This is a genomic window from uncultured Psychrosphaera sp. (assembly GCF_947500655.1).
GTDB lineage: Bacteria > Pseudomonadota > Gammaproteobacteria > Enterobacterales > Alteromonadaceae > Psychrosphaera.
Window position 1 is genome coordinate 1 of sequence record NZ_CANMSK010000005.1, and the last position, 16727, is coordinate 16727.

Here is a 16727-nt window from a genome sequence, read left to right on the forward strand (position 1 = left end):
CAATCTCAAACGGCCTACTTAACTTTGTCTTTCTGCTGTTTGATGTCTTCCTGACAACGTGGGGCGCATTATAGGGATCTTTTAAACCCGCGCAAGATCTTTTTTAACATTTATGTTTGTTTGGTCAAATACCAGACAACTTGTATAAAAAACAATAGAATCAATAGTTAATTGGAGTATATCTGTACAATTAAATTGATTTAAATACGCTTATTACTATAGATATATGGCTATTGACTCTAATACTTGTGCTTAATTTTATTAAAGAATTTACCATATATATGTAATTAAATAGGGTTATGTTACATATTTGCTAATGTAGATATTTATCTTTGTTAATTAAAGCCAAACAGTATTGCTTAATTATCTAAAATCCCACTCTGTGTTATTTATTAAAAAGAGTGATTTTTGTCTCGATATATTATTCCACGATTGATAGATATATTTAGGGGGATCTACAAAACAAACTTTACATCAAAAATTTTCACAGATAAGTAAAGCTAATTACTATTTTTAACTTAAAAATCCAATAATAACCTTCAACAGTAAACTATCTAAAAGCTGAATAGTCACAAATAAATTATAAAACGGAAATTGGACTATATAAGCAGTTAAAATATTAATAGCAGGGATAGGAAATGTAATTAATTGATATTGATATTGATATTGATATTGATATTGATATTACGAGGATAAATTTTAGATACAAAAAAGCCGGGCGAACCCGGCTTTTCTTTACTCTTCAGTAGCTTCCACTACTTCAGCATCTGCATCAACTTCTGGTCTTTCAACCAGTTCAATGTATGCCATTGGTGCTTTATCACCAGTACGGTAGCCGCACTTAATGATACGTGTATATCCACCAGGGCGTTCATTGTAACGTTGACCTAATTCGCTAAATAACTTACCAACTACTTCTGCGTCTCTTGTACGAGCAAACGCTAAGCGGCGGTTAGCTACGCTGTCTTGTTTAGCCATTGTGATCAATGGTTCAACAACACGACGTAATTCTTTAGCTTTAGGCAAAGTTGTCTTGATGATTTCATGCTTCACCAATGAACCCGCCATATTACGGAACATCGCTTGACGATGACTGCTGTTGCGGTTTAATTGACGACCACTCTTACGATGGCGCATGAGCTTTTCCTTCTAACTAATTCGTTTATAACCGTAATTTGGTTTAGTCGTTTTCTAACAGACTAGCTGGCGGCCAATTTTCTAGGCGCATACCTAGTGACAACCCGCGAGACGCCAAGACGTCTTTTATTTCTGTTAGAGACTTCTTACCAAGGTTAGGTGTTTTAAGTAACTCAACCTCAGTACGTTGTACCAAATCGCCGATGTATTGTACTTGTTCAGCTTTCAAACAGTTAGCTGAACGAACAGTCAACTCTAGATCGTCCACAGGACGTAATAGAATTGGATCAAATTCTGGTTTCTCTTCTTCTTGCTGAACTTCAGTTACGTCACGTAAATCTACGAACGCATCTAATTGCTCGGCTAAAATAGTAGATGAACGACGGATTGCCTCTTCAGGATCCAATGTGCCATTCGTTTCCATATCAATGATCAATTTGTCTAAATCAGTACGTTGTTCTACACGAGCACTTTCAACATTGTAAGCTATACGCTCAACAGGGCTGAATGATGCGTCAAGTAAAAGACGACCAATTGGACGATCCTCGTCGTCAGAGGACACACGCGCAGATGCAGGAACATAGCCACGGCCACGCTGCACTGTTACACGCATTGATATTTCAGAGTTTGCACTCGTCAAATTACAAATAACGTGCTCAGGGTTGATGATTTCTACATCACCATCGTGCTGAAAATCAGCAGCTGTAACAGGGCCACTACCAGACTTAGTTAAAGTTAAGATAACTTCGTCTTTCCCTTCTACGCTTACTGCTAAACCTTTAAGGTTTAGCAAGATTTCAATCACATCTTCCTGCACGCCTTCTTTGGCACTGTATTCGTGCTGAACACCGTCGATTTCTACTTCGGTCACTGCACAACCAGGCATAGAAGACAACAAAATTCTGCGCAACGCATTACCTAAAGTGTGACCAAATCCACGTTCTAGTGGTTCTAATGTTACTTTAGCGCGAGTTGGACTCACCTGTTCTATATCTACAAGCCTTGGCTTAAGGAATTCAGTTACAGACCCCTGCATTATATATCCTCTTATGTTTCAACTTTACTTAGAGTAAAGTTCAACAATTAACTGTTCATTAATCTCTGCAGATAAATCAGTACGTTCTGGGTTTGATTTATAAACACCAGTCATAGCTTTATTATCTACTTCAATCCAAGTCGGTTTTTCACGTTGTTCAGCTAACTCAAGAGCTGCAGCGATACGATCTTGTTTCTTCGATTTTTCACGAATAGCAATCACGTCTTCAGCAGACACTTTGTAGGAAGGAACGTTCACTACGACACCGTTAACTACAATTGCTTTGTGGCTAACTAGTTGACGAGCTTCAGCACGGGTAGTTGCATAACCCATGCGATAAACAACGTTATCTAAACGGCTTTCTAAAAGTTGTAATAGGTTTTCACCAGTATTACCTTTTATACGAGCCGCTTGTTTATAGTAGTTACGGAATTGTTTTTCTAAAATACCGTAAATACGACGTACTTTTTGTTTTTCACGTAACTGCAAACCGTAGTCAGACAAACGAGCTTTGCGAGCTCCATGTTGACCTGGTGCAGTATCGATTTTACATTTAGATTCTATAGCACGTACGCCACTTTTAAGGAACAAATCTGTTCCTTCGCGACGACTAAGCTTTAGCTTTGGACCCAAATATCTAGCCATGTTCTTTCTCCACTAACAGTCGTTATACACGACGTTTTTTAGGCGGACGACAACCGTTATGAGGAATAGGAGTTACGTCAGTAATGTTAGTAATCTTGAAACCTACGCCATTTAATGCGCGGATTGCAGATTCACGACCAGGGCCAGGGCCCTTTACGAAAACTTCAATATTCTTCAAACCGTACTCTTTTGCTGCTTCGCCTGCGCGTTCAGCAGCTACTTGTGCAGCGAATGGTGTAGATTTACGTGAACCACGGAAACCTGAACCACCTGCCGTAGCCCAAGACAACGCATTGCCTTGACGGTCGGTTAATGTAACGATTGTGTTGTTGAAAGATGCATGTATATGAGCCATACCATCAGCAACCTGCTTTTTTACCTTTTTACGTGAACGAGTTGGAGCTTTTGCCATTTCTTGCTACCTCCGCCTTATTTTGAAATAGGTTTACGTGGACCTTTACGGGTACGCGCATTAGTTTTAGTGCGCTGACCGCGTAAAGGAAGACTGCGACGATGGCGTATGCCACGAAAACAACCTAGATCCATTAAACGCTTAATATTCAATGTTACTTCACGGCGAAGATCACCCTCTACGGTGTACTTGCCAACTTCTTCACGTAATTTATCCAAATCTTGTTCAGATAAAGTTCCGATTTTCGTATCTTCTGCGATACCGGTTGCTACACAAATAGCTTGTGAGCGTGTTTTACCGATGCCGTAAATCGCTGTAAGTGCGATTACAGAATGTTTACGATCGGAAATGTTAATGCCAGCGATACGGGCCACTAACACATCTCCTATAGTTATGGGTCAGTCGAAAAGCCCGTTAGGATACTCGACCTCTGACCGATTGTAAATAAGGGCGAGATATATTCTCGCCCATCAAGTTTATGTCGTATTAACCCTGACGCTGTTTATGCTTAGGGTCTGTACAAATTACGCGAACAACACCTGAACGCTTAATTACTTTACAGTTACGACAAATCTTCTTAACGGAAGCACGTACTTTCATTGCTTATACTCCGCAATTTTAGCGGCTATAACCTTTCAGGTTAGCTTTATCTAAAGCGTTTCCTGCTAAGTTTGCCTTTTTAAGAACAGATTCATACTGATGAGACATCAATAATGTTTGAACCTGAGCCATAAAATCCATGACAACAACAACGATGATTAACAACGATGTGCCACCAAAATAAAATTGGACGTTCCAAGCTATCATCATAAATTCCGGTACAAGACAAACAAATGTTATGTACATAGCACCAGCTAGTGTCAAACGCGTCATTACTTTATCTACGTATCTCGACGTTTGTTCACCAGGTCTGATACCTGGAATAAATGCACCTGAGCGCTTTAAGTTATCAGCTGTTTCTCTCGGGTTGAAAACCAACGCCGTATAGAAAAAACAGAAGAATATTATAGCAGCCGCGTACAACATTACGTATAGAGGTTGCCCTGGGGATAAAGTTAAAGACATTTGTTGCAAGAAATCTGCAACAGGTCCATCACCTGTACCAAACCAAGCTGCTATTGTACTTGGAAACATGATAATACTACCAGCAAAAATTGGAGGTATTACGCCAGCCATGTTTACCTTAAGAGGTAAATGTGAGCTTTGTGCTTGAAACACTTGGCGGCCTTGTTGGCGTTTAGCGTAATTAACGACGATTCGACGTTGACCACGTTCAACAAAAACAACAAAGTATGTAACCGCAAAAACAACAACTGTAATCAACAATAATAACAATACGTGAAGTTCACCCTGACGAGCTTGCTCCGCTGTTTGTCCTATTGCCGACGGCAATCCTGCAACGATACCAGTAAATATTAGTATTGAAATACCGTTACCAATACCACGTTCAGTAATTTGTTCGCCTAACCACATTAAAAACATGGTACCGGTAACCAAACTAACTACAGCGGTAAAATAAAAACCTGGGCTAGGATCAATAACTAGTCCGGGCATCATACTTGGTAATGATGTAGCAACACCAAACGACTGGAATGTCGCTAGTACCAGCGTAAAATAGCGTGTGTATTGACTGATTTTCTTACGACCAGACTCGCCTTCTTTCTTTAGCTCAGCTAAAGAAGGATGCATAACCGTTAATAACTGCATAATAATAGAGGCTGTTATATACGGCATAATACCCAACGCTAATACTGAAGCACGCTCAAGCGCACCACCGGAGAACATATTAAACATTTCTACGATGGTACCCTTTTGCTGCTCGAATAGATCAGCTAGTACTGCGGCGTCAATCCCAGGAATTGGAACAAATGAACCCAATCGAAAAACTACGATTGCAATCAATACAAACCATAAGCGTTGTTTCAACTCGGAAAAACCGGTTTGTCCGCTTTGTAAGTCTAATCCTGGTTTAGCCATAATGTACTTATCCTTATTCTACTTTTCCGCCAGCTGCAGTGATAGCTTCTAATGCACCTTTAGTAACACGTAGACCAGCTACAGTTACTGAACGTGAAATAGTGCCAGACATTACAACTTTTACGAAAAGTATATCTTTCTTCACTAAACCAGCCGCTTTTAGCGACTCAAGGTTGACTACGTCACCCTCAATTTTAGCGATTTCAGACAATGTTACTTCATCAGTTACCAAAGACTTACGAGAAGTGAAACCGAATTTCGGTAGACGACGTTGTAAAGGCATTTGACCGCCTTCAAAACCTGGTCTTACACTTCCGCCAGTACGAGACTTCTGACCTTTGTGTCCACGACCGGCTGTTTTACCGTTACCAGAACCGATACCGCGACCTACGCGTTTCTTATCTTTGGTAGAACCTGCCGCTGGAGATAGAGTATTCAAACGCATCCGATTACCCCTCAACTTTAATCATGTATTGAACTTGGTTTACCATACCGCGCACACAAGGAGTGTCTTCTAACTCTACTGTGTGATTGATACGACGTAAGCCCAAGCCACGAAGTGTAGCTTTATGCTTCGGTAAACGACCGATAGAGCTACGTATTTGTGTTACTTTAATCGTTTTCTTAGCCATGGTTTCTTATCCCAAGATTTCGCCAACGTTAAGACCACGTTTAGCAGCTACTTGTGCAGGAGATTTCATTCCAGCAAGAGCATCTACTGTAGCGCGAACTACGTTGATTGGGTTAGTAGAACCGTAACATTTTGAAAGTACGTTATGTACACCTGCTACTTCAAGCACGGCACGCATAGCGCCACCGGCAATGATACCTGTACCTTCAGAAGCTGGTTGCATGTAAACTTTTGATCCAGAGTGACGACCCTTAATTGGGTGTTGCAATGTACCATTAGTTAACTCTACATTTACCATGTTACGACGCGCTTTTTCCATTGCTTTTTGAATAGCAGCTGGAACTTCACGCGCTTTACCATAACCAAAACCTACACGGCCGTTTTTGTCACCAACAACAGTTAAAGCAGTGAACGAGAATATACGACCACCCTTAACTACTTTTGATACACGGTTGACCGCGATAAGCTTTTCTTCGAATTCTGTTTGTTTTGTATCTACATTAGACATGAGCTACTCCTAGAACTGAAGACCGGCTTCGCGAGCAGCGTCTGCTAACGCTTTCACACGGCCGTGATATTTAAAACCGCTACGGTCAAATGACACTTTCTCAACGCCATTTTTAACCGCACGTTCTGCAATTGCTTTACCAACAGCAGTCGCTGCTTCAACGTTACCTGTAGAAGAAACCGTTGTACGGATATCTTTTTCTACAGTAGACGCCGCCGCCAATACTTTACCTTCAGGAGAAATTACCTGAGCGTAAGCGTGACGTGACGTACGGTGCATTACTAAACGAGTAACACCGTTTTCAATAAACGTTCTGCGAGTGCGTTTGGCACGACGTAAACGAGCTGTTTTTTTATCCATCGTCTTACCCTACTTTTTCTTAGCCTCTTTGCGACGAATAATTTCATCACTATAACGTATACCTTTACCTTTATAAGGTTCTGGTTCACGATAAGCGCGAATATTCGCTGCAACTTGACCAATTAGATGTTTGCTAGCACCCTTAACTACGACTTCCGTCTGAGTAGGTACTTCGATAGTTACGCCAGCTGGCACGTCGAAATTCACTGGATGAGAGAAACCTAGTGATAAGTTAAGTACGTTGCCTTTTAAGGCTGCACGATAACCAACACCGTTTAAAACTAGTTTCTTTTCAAAGCCAGCACTAACACCAACAACCATGTTGTTTATGTTAGCTCGAGCTGTACCCGCTTGAGCCCATGCGTCGGCAAAACCGTCACGTGGAACTGTACGAACTACGTTGTCTTCAACGACAACTTCAACAGCAGGGTTAACAATAATAGTTAACTCGCCTACTTTACCTTTAACTTTTACGTCCTGACCATTAACGGCGATTTCGACACCGGCAGGAACATTAATAGGTGCTTTTGCTACACGAGACATTATGACTCTCCTATTAAGCTACGTAGCCGATGATTTCGCCGCCGATACCCGCTTTACGAGCAGCACGGTCAGTCATCAAACCTTTCGATGTTGATACGATAGCTACACCCAGACCACCCATTACTTTAGGTAGGTCTCCAGTCTTCTTATATATACGAAGACCAGGGCGGCTAACGCGTTTAATTGTTTCTATTACTGGATTACCTTCAAAGTATTTCAAAGTAACGTTTAGCTCACGCTTAACATCACCAGACACTTCATAACCAGTAATAAAACCTTCGCTCTTCAAAAGTTCAGCTAACGCTGTTTTCAACTTTGATGAAGGCATAGTAACGGCAACTTTGTTAGACATTTGGCCGTTACGAACGCGGGTGAACATATCCGCGATAGGATCTTGCATGCTCATCTTTCAATACTCCCAGATTCTTACCAAGAAGCCTTTTTAAGGCCTGGAACTTCACCACGCATAGCTGCTTCACGAAGTTTAATACGGCTTAAGCCGAACTTACGTAAAAAACCATGAGGACGACCGGTCACGTTACAACGGTTACGTTGACGCGAGGCACTTGAATCACGAGGAAGCTCTTGAAGCTTAAGCACTGCTGCCCAACGATCTTCATCTGACGTGTTAACGTCACTGATAGTAGCCTTTAATTCGGCACGTTTAGCAGCAAATTTAGCAACTAATTTAGTACGCTTTACATCGCGTGCTTTCATTGATTGTTTAGCCATAACTCTACACCTTATCCTTTAAATGGGAAGCCGAAAGCAGCTAACAAAGCATGACCTTCTTCATTTGATTCAGCTGAAGTAGTAATTGTGATATCTAAACCACGAATTTTATCTACTTTATCGAAATCAATTTCCGGAAAGATTATTTGCTCACGTACACCCATACTATAGTTACCACGACCATCGAATGATTTCGGGTTTAAACCACGAAAGTCACGTACACGAGGTAGTGCAATAGTAATAAGGCGTTCTAAAAAGTCCCACATACGCTCACCGCGTAGAGTTACCTTGGCACCGATCGGGTATCCTTCACGGATTTTGAAACCAGCAACTGATTTTCTAGCTTTTGTTACTACAGGCTTTTGACCGGCAATTGCTTGCATGTCTCCAGTTGCAGCTTCAAGAACTTTCTTATCAGCTAGGGCTTCACCCAGACCCATGTTCAGGGTAATTTTCTCAAGTCGAGGGACTTGCATGACAGATGTGTAGCCGAACTGTTTAACTAGTTCAGGCACTACGCTGTCTTTATATGAATCATGCAGTTTCGCCATCGTATACTCCAAGATTAGATAGTTTTGCCATTAGATTTGAAGAAACGAATTTTATTTCCGTCTTCAAATTTAAATCCAACACGGTCTGCTTTCCCAGTTTCTGGGTTAACAACCGCAACATTTGATACGTTGATAGACGCTTCTTTCTCAATAATTCCACCAGGCTGCTGTAACTGAGGTACAGGCTTAGTGTGCTTCTTGATCAGATTGATCCCTTCAACGATTACTCGTTCAGTACCAGCGATAACTTTCAAAACTTTACCAGTTTTTCCTTTATCTTTGCCAGCAATAACGATGACTTCATCATCACGACGAATTTTGCTTGCCATGTTTAGCTCCTTAAATTACTTCAGGTGCCAAGGACACGATTTTCATAAACTTGTCATTACGTAATTCACGTGTAACAGGTCCAAAAATACGAGTACCAATTGGCTGCAAGTTGGCGTTCAATATAACAGCTGCATTACTATCGAAACGGATGGATTGACCATCTGAACGACGTACAGGTGCTTTAGTGCGAACTACCACCGCGTTAAGAACATCACCTTTTTTAACTTTACCGCGAGGAATTGCTTCCTTAACAGTAACTTTAATGATGTCGCCTACACGGGCGTAACGTCGGTGAGAGCCACCTAGAACCTTAATACACTGTACGCGACGTGCACCGCTGTTGTCAGCCACATCAAGCGTAGTTTGCATTTGGATCATGTTTAGTGCTCCACTATTAATTTACTTTTACTGCCCTTTCGGACAAAGCTTACCTTCAAACCCCTTTACGAGGTTACCCTCAAAAAGGGCGCGCAAGTGTAACTGAACACCTAAACAAATTCAACCAATGATTTGAATTTGTTTAAGATCTGTTCACATACGCTTAGAAATATAAACCATGACCTCAATGCAAAGAAGTAAGGGTTAAAATACAGGTTAAGTATCACTCTGTATCTGTATAAAAAAACCGGAGCCTAAGCTCCGGTTTTCATTACAAAAGTTCTTTAATTAGATTAAAGAGCTTTTGCTTTTTCTATTACGTCTACTAACGTCCAAGATTTATTCTTAGACAGTGGACGACATTCACGGATAGTTACCGTGTCGCCAGTTCCACATTGGTTAGTTTCGTCGTGTGCGTGCATCTTAGTTGTACGCTTAACGAATTTTCCGTAAATAGGGTGTTTTACCTTGCGTTCAATAGCAACAACAATAGACTTGTCCATTTTATCGCTAACTACGCGGCCTTGTAATGTACGAATTTCGCTCATTACGCACCTACCTTAGTTTGTGCAATTACTGTTTTAACACGCGCAATGTTGCGACGTACTATTCTCAGTAAATGTGATTGAGCTAGTTGACCCGAAGCATGTTGCATGCGCAAGTTAAATTGCTCACGTAACAAACTTAGTAGTTCAGCATTTAGCTCTTCTACAGATTTATCTTTAAGTTCGCTAGCTTTCATTACATCACCGTTCTAGTTACAAAAGTGGTTTTGAATGGTAATTTACGTGCAGCAAGTTTAAATGCTTCACGTGCTAGTTCTTCACTAACACCATCCATTTCGTAAAGTACTTTACCAGGTTGAATTTCTGCAACCCAATATTCTACATTACCCTTACCTTTACCTTGACGAACTTCTAACGGTTTTGCCGTTATTGGTTTATCAGGGAAAACACGGATCCATATTTGACCTTGACGTTTTACCGCACGAGTCATAGCACGACGAGCTGCTTCGATTTGACGAGCTGTCATACGACCACGACCAGTAGCCTTAAGACCGAAAGTACCAAAGCTAACTTTGTTACCGTTTTGTGCTAATCCACGGTTGCGGCCTTTATGCTGCTTACGGAATTTTGTACGTTTTGGTTGTAACATCGTCTACTCCCTACTTCGCTTTTTGGCTACGACGCTTCTTCGCTGGTTTTGGTTGTTTTGGCTCTTCAACTTGAACAGAACCGAAACCACCTAGTACTTCACCTTTAAAGATCCATACTTTCACACCGATGATGCCGTAAGTAGTTAATGCTTCAGAAGTCGCATAGTCGATATCAGCACGTAAAGTGTGTAGAGGTACACGGCCTTCACGATACCATTCTGAACGTGCAATTTCTGCTCCGCCCAAACGACCACTAACTTCAACTTTTATACCTTTAGCGCCAATACGCATAGCATTTTGAACCGCACGCTTCATAGCGCGACGGAACATAACACGACGTTCAAGCTGGCTAGAAATGCTGTCAGCTACTAGCTGTGCATCTAACTCAGGCTTGCGTATTTCTGCGATGTTGATTTGAGCAGGTACACCTGTCAATTTTGCAACAACATTACGAAGTTTTTCAACGTCTGCGCCTTTCTTACCAATAACAACACCAGGACGAGCCGTGTGTATAGTTACTTTGATAGATTTAGCTGGACGTTCAATCGTAATCTTAGATACTGAAGCGCTTTTTAATTCTTTAGTCAAAAATTGACGGACTTTAATATCGCCGTTTAAATGACTCGCATATTCTTTAGTATTCGCGTACCAGGTAGAAACCCATGGTTTAGTGATACCTAGGCGAATACCCGTAGGATGTACTTTTTGACCCATTAGTTAATCTCCTAATCCGCTACTACAACAGTGATATGTGAAGAGCGCTTAAGAACGCGATCAGCACGGCCTTTTGCACGAGTCTTGATGCGTTTCATTGTTGGACCTACATCCACAAATATCTTCGCAACATTAAGTTCATCGATGTCTGCACCGTCGTTATGCTCAGCATTGGCGATTGCAGATTCTAAAACTTTCTTCACTAACACAGCCGCTTTCTTGTTGCTGTATGTCAAAATTTCTAACGCTTTGTCCACTGGTAGACCACGAATCTGGTCAGCTACCAAGCGAGCCTTCTGTGGAGAAGTACGGGCAAAACGATGTTTAGCTAAAGCTTCCATTTTCTACTCCTACTTCTTCTTAGCTTTCTTGTCAGCCGCGTGACCGCGGTACGTACGTGTAGGTGAAAACTCACCTAACTTGTGTCCAACCATTTCGTCAGAAACATATACTGGAACGTGTTGACGACCATTATGGACAGCGATGGTCAATCCAATCATATCAGGAATGATCATTGAGCGACGAGACCAAGTTTTAATTGGTTTCTTGTTCCCGCTTTCCAAGGCTGCTTCAACCTTCTTCAGCAAGTGTAGGTCTATAAAAGGACCTTTCTTGAGAGAACGTGGCATGGTATTACCTCACTAATTATTTATTACGACGACGAACAATATACTTGTCCGTTGACTTGTTCTTACGAGTCTTAGCACCTTTAGTCGGTTTACCCCAAGGAGTAACCGGGTGACGACCACCAGAAGTACGACCTTCACCACCACCATGTGGGTGATCTACCGGGTTCATAACAACACCACGGACTGTAGGACGTACACCGCGCCAACGGCTTGCACCAGCTTTACCAAGCTTGCGAAGCATATGTTCAGCGTTACCAACTTCACCTAACGTCGCACGACAATCAGCAAGAACTTTACGCATTTCGCCAGAGCGAAGACGTACTGTTACATATTGACCATCAAATGCTAAGATTTGTACGTAAGCACCTGCAGAACGAGCAAGCTGTGCACCTTTACCAGGTTTCAACTCAACGTTATGTACTGTGCTACCTACAGGCATGTTACGCATAGGCATAGCATTACCAGGTTTAATCGGGGCATCGATACCAGACATAACTGGATCACCTGCTTTTAGACCTTTAGGCGCGATGATGTACTTACGTTCACCGTCTGCATAAAGAACTAATGCAATGTTTGCACTACGATTTGGATCGTATTCTAGACGTTCAACCTTTGCAGGGATCCCATCTTTATTACGTTTAAAATCCACAACACGGTAATGTTGTTTATGACCGCCACCAATGTGACGAACAGTAATACGACCGTTATTGTTACGACCACCTGATTTAGATTTTTTTTCTAAAAGAGGAGCGTATGGTGCGCCTTTATGTAACTCGGTATTAACTACCTTCGTTACGTGACGGCGACCAGGAGAAGTTGGTTTACATTTTACTAAAGCCATTTTTCAGTCTCCTATTACTCGGCTGCGCCGTCTTCAAGATCAAGAGAAGCACCTTCAGCAAGTGTCACGTAAGCTTTTTTCCAATTCTTACGACGACCCATGCGGGCACCAGTACGTTTCGCTTTACCTTTCACATTAAGTGAATTTACTTTCGTAACTTCAACTTCGAAAAGTTTTTCAACAGCAGCTTTAATTTCTGCTTTTGTAGCGTCTACAGCAACTTTGAATACTAACGTGTTGTTAGCTTCATTCGCTAATGTGCTCTTTTCAGAAACATGCGGAGCTACTAATACTTTTAACAAACGTTCTTCGCTTATCATGCTAGCATCTCCTCAATTTGTTTCACGGCACCAGCAGTTACTACAACTTTATCAAACGCGATTAAACTAACCGGGTCGATTGTTGCAACGTCACGTACATCAACTTTATATAAGTTGCGTGCTGATAAGAATAAGTTCTCAGATACTTCTTCAGTTATGATAAGTACATCTTTCAAGCTCATTTCGTTTAATTTAGCAGCTAGTGCTTTAGTTTTAGGAGTTTCTAATTCGAAACTTTCTACAACTACGAAACGTTCTTGACGAACTAATTCAGATAGGATGCTTTGGATAGCACCACGATACATTTTCTTATTCACTTTTTGTGAATGGTCTTGTGGTTTTGCAGCAAATGTAACACCACCAGAACGCCATATTGGAGAACGTATAGTACCCGCACGAGCGCGACCTGTTCCCTTTTGACGCCATGGTTTAATACCACCACCGCTAACTTCTGAGCGAGTTTTTTGAGCTTTAGAACCCTGACGAGCACCTGCAGCGTATGCAGTTACTACTTGGTGAACTAATGCTTCATTGAACTCACGACCGAAGGTAGCTTCAGAAACTTCAACAGCGCCCTTAGCGCCAGCAAAATCTAATTTCATCACTATTCTCCGGATTACGCTTTAACAGCAGGTTTAACAATGACGTCGCCGCCGATTGAACCAGGTACAGCGCCTTTAACTAACAATAAGTTACGCTCTGCATCTACACGTACAACTTCAAGATTCTGAGTTGTTGTACGTACGTTACCCATTTGGCCAGCCATTTTCTTACCTTTAAATACACGACCTGGAGTTTGGTTTTGACCAATTGAACCCGGCGCACGGTGAGAAAGTGAGTTACCATGAGTTGCGTCTTGCATGCTGAAATTCCAGCGCTTAACACCACCTTGGAAACCTTTACCTTTTGACGTGCCTGTAACGTCTACTAATTTAGCGTCATTAAATACTTCTACTGTAATTTCGCTACCAACTGCGATATCGTCGCCTTCACCTGCGGCTAAGCGAAATTCCCACATACCACGGCCAGCTTCAACACCTGCTTTCGCAAAGTGTCCTGCTTGTGCCTTAGTTACGCGGTTCGCTTTTTTAGTGCCTGCAGTTACTTGCAATGCGCGATAACCGTCGGTTTCTTCGTTACGGATTTGAGTAACACGGTTAGGTGTTGCTTCTATTACCGTAACAGGAATCGATACACCATCTTCAGTGAAGATACGTGTCATTCCTACTTTACGTCCGACTAGACCTATAGTCATTTTGAAACCCCTTTAATCTCTCGATTAACCCAGACTGATCTGAACATCTACACCAGCAGCAAGATCTAAACGCATTAATGCATCAACAGTTTTTTCCGTTGGTTCAACAATGTCGATTAAACGCTTGTGCGTACGAATTTCATATTGGTCACGCGCATCTTTATTTACATGCGGAGAAACCAATATAGTGAAGCGTTCTTTACGAGTTGGCAGTGGAATAGGACCACGAACCTGCGCGCCTGTACGCTTAGCCGTTTCTACGATTTCTTGTGTTGACACATCGATTAAACGATGGTCGAACGCTTTCAATCGGATACGAATACGTTGACTGTTCATTACTTACCTCAAAAGAGCATTTTAGAAAGAGCATAAAAAAACATCGCATTAGTTTTCCTTTTATAGAACCCTAAGCGGTGTAAATTTATCTATTTAATTGGATTCCCAATTGGAACCCCTGTTTTAACTAACTAATTGTTAGTCTTTCAAACCAATCAAAAGAACATTTTTAATTATTGGTTTGCCCATACAATTGCAACAAGTACAAAATGGGAGTGCGCATTCTATAGATTCTGACTATAAATGCAACAGGTAATTGACATTTATCTCAATTAAGTTGAGGGGGATAAAATTAGATAGGCTTTATTCTAGGACGGGTTTAATCATTATACCTCCAGCTCAAGTGTTAAGCGGAGGTATAATAGGTAATTGCTCGATTAATCAGTATTTATTGGCTTACGTAGAATAAATGCTTACTTTACTAGAAGTCTTCAACATCAAACTGATATAGATTATCTGCACCAGATTCTATTTGTAGTTTTAGACTAGCTATTTTAGGTAATACTCTAGCAAAGTAATATTTACCTGTTTTCACTTTAGACTGAGCCAACACTTTGTCATCTATGCTGTTGGCTGAAACCATCATCTTAGCCCACATATAACCAAACATAACATAGCCAAATAAGTGTAAGTACTCAACCGAGGCAGCACCAAGCTCGTCTGGATTAACGGATGCTTTCTTTAGAACATCAACAGTAACAGCAGATAACAAGTCAACAGCTTCTATCAGTTGAGCTAATTCATCTGAGAAAGTTGCTTCATTGTGCTTGGCAAATTCAATAATTTCTTTTGCTAATAAATTTGCTGTATGACCATTATCCATTGCTACTTTTCGGCCAATTAAATCAAGGGCTTGAACGCCATTTGTCCCTTCATATATTTGTGTAATGCGACAATCTCTAACCAGTTGCTCTTGTCCCCATTCACGAATATAACCGTGACCACCAAATACTTGTTGACCTGCAACACATGAATCAAAGCCCATGTCAGTTACAAATGCTTTCGCAATTGGCGTTAATAGCTGACCTTTATCGTATGCTGTTTTGACTGCATCCGCATCATCTGAAAATTTAGCAATATCGAGTTGCATAGCAACATAAGTATTAAATGCTCTTGCGCCTTCATTTAACGCCTTCATGTTTAATAACATTCTACGAACATCTGGATGAACGATAATCGGCTGAGGCTTCTTATCTTCAGTCTTAACTGTGCCTTTGCCTTGTTTTCTATCTATAGCGTATTCCAACGCATTTTGATAAGAACGTTCTGACGCACCTAAGCCTTGAATCCCCACAAATAAGCGCTCGTAGTTCATCATAGTGAACATGCACGCTAGCCCTTTATTTTCTTCACCAACTAGATAACCTTTAGCGTCATCGAAGTTCATTACACACGTAGAACTACCATGAATACCCATTTTATGTTCAATAGAGCCACAACCTACTGTATTAAGCTCACCTAATGAGCCATCTCCATTTACATTATATTTAGGCACTATAAATAAAGAAATGCCACGAGAGCCTTCTGGTGCGCCTGGTAATTTTGCTAACACTAAATGAATAATATTTTCAGTTAGGTCGTGTTCACCACCAGTTATGAAAATTTTACTGCCTGTGATGTTGTAGCTGTTATCATCATTTTTAACGGCTTTAGTTTTAATCAAACCTAAATCGGTCCCCGCATGGGCTTCCGTTAAACACATACTGCCGGTCCAAGTTCCTGCATACATGTTTGGTAAATAAGTATTTTTTAATTCTTCTGAGGCGTGAGCATGAATAGATACACATGCTCCAGCGGTAAGGCCTGAATATAAAGAGAAGCCAAGATCTGCGCCACACATCATTTCTTCATGCATAGCTGATAGCATTTTAGGCATGCCCATACCGCCATATTCAGGATCGCCAGCTAAACCAACCCAGCCTCCTTCGGCTACAACATTGTATGCTTCTTTAAATCCTTTAGGCGTGGTAATTTTACCATCTGTCCAAGTTACGCCTTCTTCATCTGCAGCTCGGCTATTTGGTGCGATAACACCTTCTGTTACTTTGGCACTTTCTAATAAAATTGCATTTGCGGTTTCGCGATCAATGCTTTCTGCTAATTGGGCATTATCTTGCCAAAATTCATCCGCTTGAAATACGTCAAATAATAAAAAGTTCATGTCATTTACAGGGGCAGAATATTTACTCATTTTTTTTCACTCATTGATCAAAAGTTAACAAACTATACATTAAGA

The 16727-nt window shown here is 41.2% G+C and carries 29 protein-coding genes; all 29 read right to left on the minus strand.

Annotated elements, in window-relative coordinates; translation table 11 throughout:
- Window positions 1–735: 735 nt before the first annotated feature.
- The 29 genes from rplQ to Q0940_RS06085 all read right to left on the minus strand — a co-directional run bounded on the left by rplQ (window position 736) and on the right by Q0940_RS06085 (window position 16682).
- The gene (gene rplQ / locus Q0940_RS05945; RefSeq protein ID WP_299265492.1) at window positions 736–1137 is read right to left on the minus strand and encodes a 50S ribosomal protein L17; all 402 of its coding nucleotides are present in this window, start codon (window positions 1135–1137) and stop codon (window positions 736–738) included.
- A gap of 43 nt (window positions 1138–1180) precedes the next feature.
- Complete coding sequence (rpoA, locus tag Q0940_RS05950) at window positions 1181–2173, minus strand: DNA-directed RNA polymerase subunit alpha (protein ID WP_105051513.1); 993 nt, start codon at window positions 2171–2173, stop codon at window positions 1181–1183.
- 24 nt (window positions 2174–2197) lie between these two features.
- Window positions 2198–2818, minus strand: coding sequence for a 30S ribosomal protein S4 (rpsD, locus tag Q0940_RS05955; RefSeq protein WP_105051512.1), 621 nt, complete (start codon window positions 2816–2818; stop codon window positions 2198–2200).
- A 22-nt stretch (window positions 2819–2840) separates the two neighbouring features.
- Window positions 2841–3230: a 30S ribosomal protein S11 gene (gene rpsK / locus Q0940_RS05960; RefSeq protein WP_105051511.1), complete on the minus strand. Its 390-nt coding sequence runs from the start codon at window positions 3228–3230 to the stop codon at window positions 2841–2843.
- A gap of 17 nt (window positions 3231–3247) precedes the next feature.
- A complete protein-coding gene (rpsM, locus tag Q0940_RS05965) occupies window positions 3248–3604 on the minus strand; it encodes a 30S ribosomal protein S13 (protein ID WP_299265504.1) in 357 nt (118 codons plus the stop codon).
- A 112-nt stretch (window positions 3605–3716) separates the two neighbouring features.
- Window positions 3717–3830, minus strand: coding sequence for a 50S ribosomal protein L36 (gene rpmJ, locus Q0940_RS05970; RefSeq protein WP_105051509.1), 114 nt, complete (start codon window positions 3828–3830; stop codon window positions 3717–3719).
- A gap of 18 nt (window positions 3831–3848) precedes the next feature.
- The gene (gene secY, locus Q0940_RS05975; protein WP_299265518.1) at window positions 3849–5207 is read right to left on the minus strand and encodes a preprotein translocase subunit SecY; all 1359 of its coding nucleotides are present in this window, start codon (window positions 5205–5207) and stop codon (window positions 3849–3851) included.
- Between the two features lie 13 nt (window positions 5208–5220).
- Window positions 5221–5652 carry a 50S ribosomal protein L15 gene (gene rplO / locus Q0940_RS05980; protein WP_299265522.1) on the minus strand — a complete coding sequence of 144 codons (432 nt, stop codon included), beginning with the start codon at window positions 5650–5652 and terminating at the stop codon, window positions 5221–5223.
- 4 nt (window positions 5653–5656) lie between these two features.
- Window positions 5657–5839: a 50S ribosomal protein L30 gene (gene rpmD, locus Q0940_RS05985; protein ID WP_299265532.1), complete on the minus strand. Its 183-nt coding sequence runs from the start codon at window positions 5837–5839 to the stop codon at window positions 5657–5659.
- A 6-nt stretch (window positions 5840–5845) separates the two neighbouring features.
- Entirely contained in the window at window positions 5846–6346 is a 501-nt protein-coding gene (rpsE, locus tag Q0940_RS05990) for a 30S ribosomal protein S5 (protein WP_105051505.1), read from the minus strand.
- Between the two features lie 9 nt (window positions 6347–6355).
- The gene (rplR, locus tag Q0940_RS05995) at window positions 6356–6706 is read right to left on the minus strand and encodes a 50S ribosomal protein L18 (protein WP_299265538.1); all 351 of its coding nucleotides are present in this window, start codon (window positions 6704–6706) and stop codon (window positions 6356–6358) included.
- A 9-nt stretch (window positions 6707–6715) separates the two neighbouring features.
- Complete coding sequence (gene rplF, locus Q0940_RS06000; RefSeq protein WP_299265541.1) at window positions 6716–7249, minus strand: 50S ribosomal protein L6; 534 nt, start codon at window positions 7247–7249, stop codon at window positions 6716–6718.
- A 13-nt stretch (window positions 7250–7262) separates the two neighbouring features.
- Window positions 7263–7655, minus strand: a complete 393-nt coding sequence (rpsH, locus tag Q0940_RS06005; protein WP_299265544.1) for a 30S ribosomal protein S8 — start codon at window positions 7653–7655, stop codon at window positions 7263–7265.
- Between the two features lie 20 nt (window positions 7656–7675).
- Entirely contained in the window at window positions 7676–7981 is a 306-nt protein-coding gene (rpsN, locus tag Q0940_RS06010) for a 30S ribosomal protein S14 (protein ID WP_105051501.1), read from the minus strand.
- 11 nt (window positions 7982–7992) lie between these two features.
- Window positions 7993–8532: a 50S ribosomal protein L5 gene (gene rplE / locus Q0940_RS06015; RefSeq protein WP_299265555.1), complete on the minus strand. Its 540-nt coding sequence runs from the start codon at window positions 8530–8532 to the stop codon at window positions 7993–7995.
- Between the two features lie 14 nt (window positions 8533–8546).
- On the minus strand, window positions 8547–8861 hold the full coding sequence (rplX, locus tag Q0940_RS06020; protein WP_105051499.1) for a 50S ribosomal protein L24: 315 nt from the start codon (window positions 8859–8861) through the stop codon (window positions 8547–8549).
- Window positions 8862–8871: 10 nt separating this feature from the next.
- The gene (rplN, locus tag Q0940_RS06025; RefSeq protein ID WP_105051498.1) at window positions 8872–9240 is read right to left on the minus strand and encodes a 50S ribosomal protein L14; all 369 of its coding nucleotides are present in this window, start codon (window positions 9238–9240) and stop codon (window positions 8872–8874) included.
- 293 nt (window positions 9241–9533) lie between these two features.
- On the minus strand, window positions 9534–9788 hold the full coding sequence (gene rpsQ / locus Q0940_RS06030; RefSeq protein ID WP_299265559.1) for a 30S ribosomal protein S17: 255 nt from the start codon (window positions 9786–9788) through the stop codon (window positions 9534–9536).
- Entirely contained in the window at window positions 9788–9982 is a 195-nt protein-coding gene (gene rpmC, locus Q0940_RS06035; protein WP_105051496.1) for a 50S ribosomal protein L29, read from the minus strand. The genes rpsQ and rpmC overlap by 1 nt, the downstream gene beginning before the upstream one ends.
- Window positions 9982–10395, minus strand: coding sequence for a 50S ribosomal protein L16 (rplP, locus tag Q0940_RS06040; protein WP_299265565.1), 414 nt, complete (start codon window positions 10393–10395; stop codon window positions 9982–9984). The genes rpmC and rplP overlap by 1 nt, the downstream gene beginning before the upstream one ends.
- 10 nt (window positions 10396–10405) lie before the next feature.
- Window positions 10406–11110, minus strand: a complete 705-nt coding sequence (gene rpsC, locus Q0940_RS06045; protein ID WP_299265569.1) for a 30S ribosomal protein S3 — start codon at window positions 11108–11110, stop codon at window positions 10406–10408.
- Window positions 11111–11121: 11 nt separating this feature from the next.
- Window positions 11122–11451, minus strand: a complete 330-nt coding sequence (rplV, locus tag Q0940_RS06050; RefSeq protein ID WP_299265574.1) for a 50S ribosomal protein L22 — start codon at window positions 11449–11451, stop codon at window positions 11122–11124.
- A 9-nt stretch (window positions 11452–11460) separates the two neighbouring features.
- Window positions 11461–11739, minus strand: a complete 279-nt coding sequence (gene rpsS, locus Q0940_RS06055) for a 30S ribosomal protein S19 (protein WP_105051492.1) — start codon at window positions 11737–11739, stop codon at window positions 11461–11463.
- Window positions 11740–11755: 16 nt separating this feature from the next.
- Window positions 11756–12580 carry a 50S ribosomal protein L2 gene (gene rplB / locus Q0940_RS06060; RefSeq protein ID WP_105051491.1) on the minus strand — a complete coding sequence of 275 codons (825 nt, stop codon included), beginning with the start codon at window positions 12578–12580 and terminating at the stop codon, window positions 11756–11758.
- Window positions 12581–12594: 14 nt separating this feature from the next.
- Complete coding sequence (rplW, locus tag Q0940_RS06065) at window positions 12595–12900, minus strand: 50S ribosomal protein L23 (protein ID WP_105051490.1); 306 nt, start codon at window positions 12898–12900, stop codon at window positions 12595–12597.
- Window positions 12897–13502, minus strand: coding sequence for a 50S ribosomal protein L4 (rplD, locus tag Q0940_RS06070; protein WP_216056530.1), 606 nt, complete (start codon window positions 13500–13502; stop codon window positions 12897–12899). Before rplD ends, rplW begins: the two co-directional genes overlap by 4 nt.
- Window positions 13503–13516: 14 nt before the next feature.
- Window positions 13517–14155 carry a 50S ribosomal protein L3 gene (gene rplC, locus Q0940_RS06075; protein WP_105051488.1) on the minus strand — a complete coding sequence of 213 codons (639 nt, stop codon included), beginning with the start codon at window positions 14153–14155 and terminating at the stop codon, window positions 13517–13519.
- Window positions 14156–14179: 24 nt separating this feature from the next.
- Window positions 14180–14491, minus strand: a complete 312-nt coding sequence (rpsJ, locus tag Q0940_RS06080; protein ID WP_216056532.1) for a 30S ribosomal protein S10 — start codon at window positions 14489–14491, stop codon at window positions 14180–14182.
- Between the two features lie 421 nt (window positions 14492–14912).
- Complete coding sequence (locus Q0940_RS06085; protein WP_299265602.1) at window positions 14913–16682, minus strand: acyl-CoA dehydrogenase C-terminal domain-containing protein; 1770 nt, start codon at window positions 16680–16682, stop codon at window positions 14913–14915.
- Window positions 16683–16727: the final 45 nt, after the last annotated feature.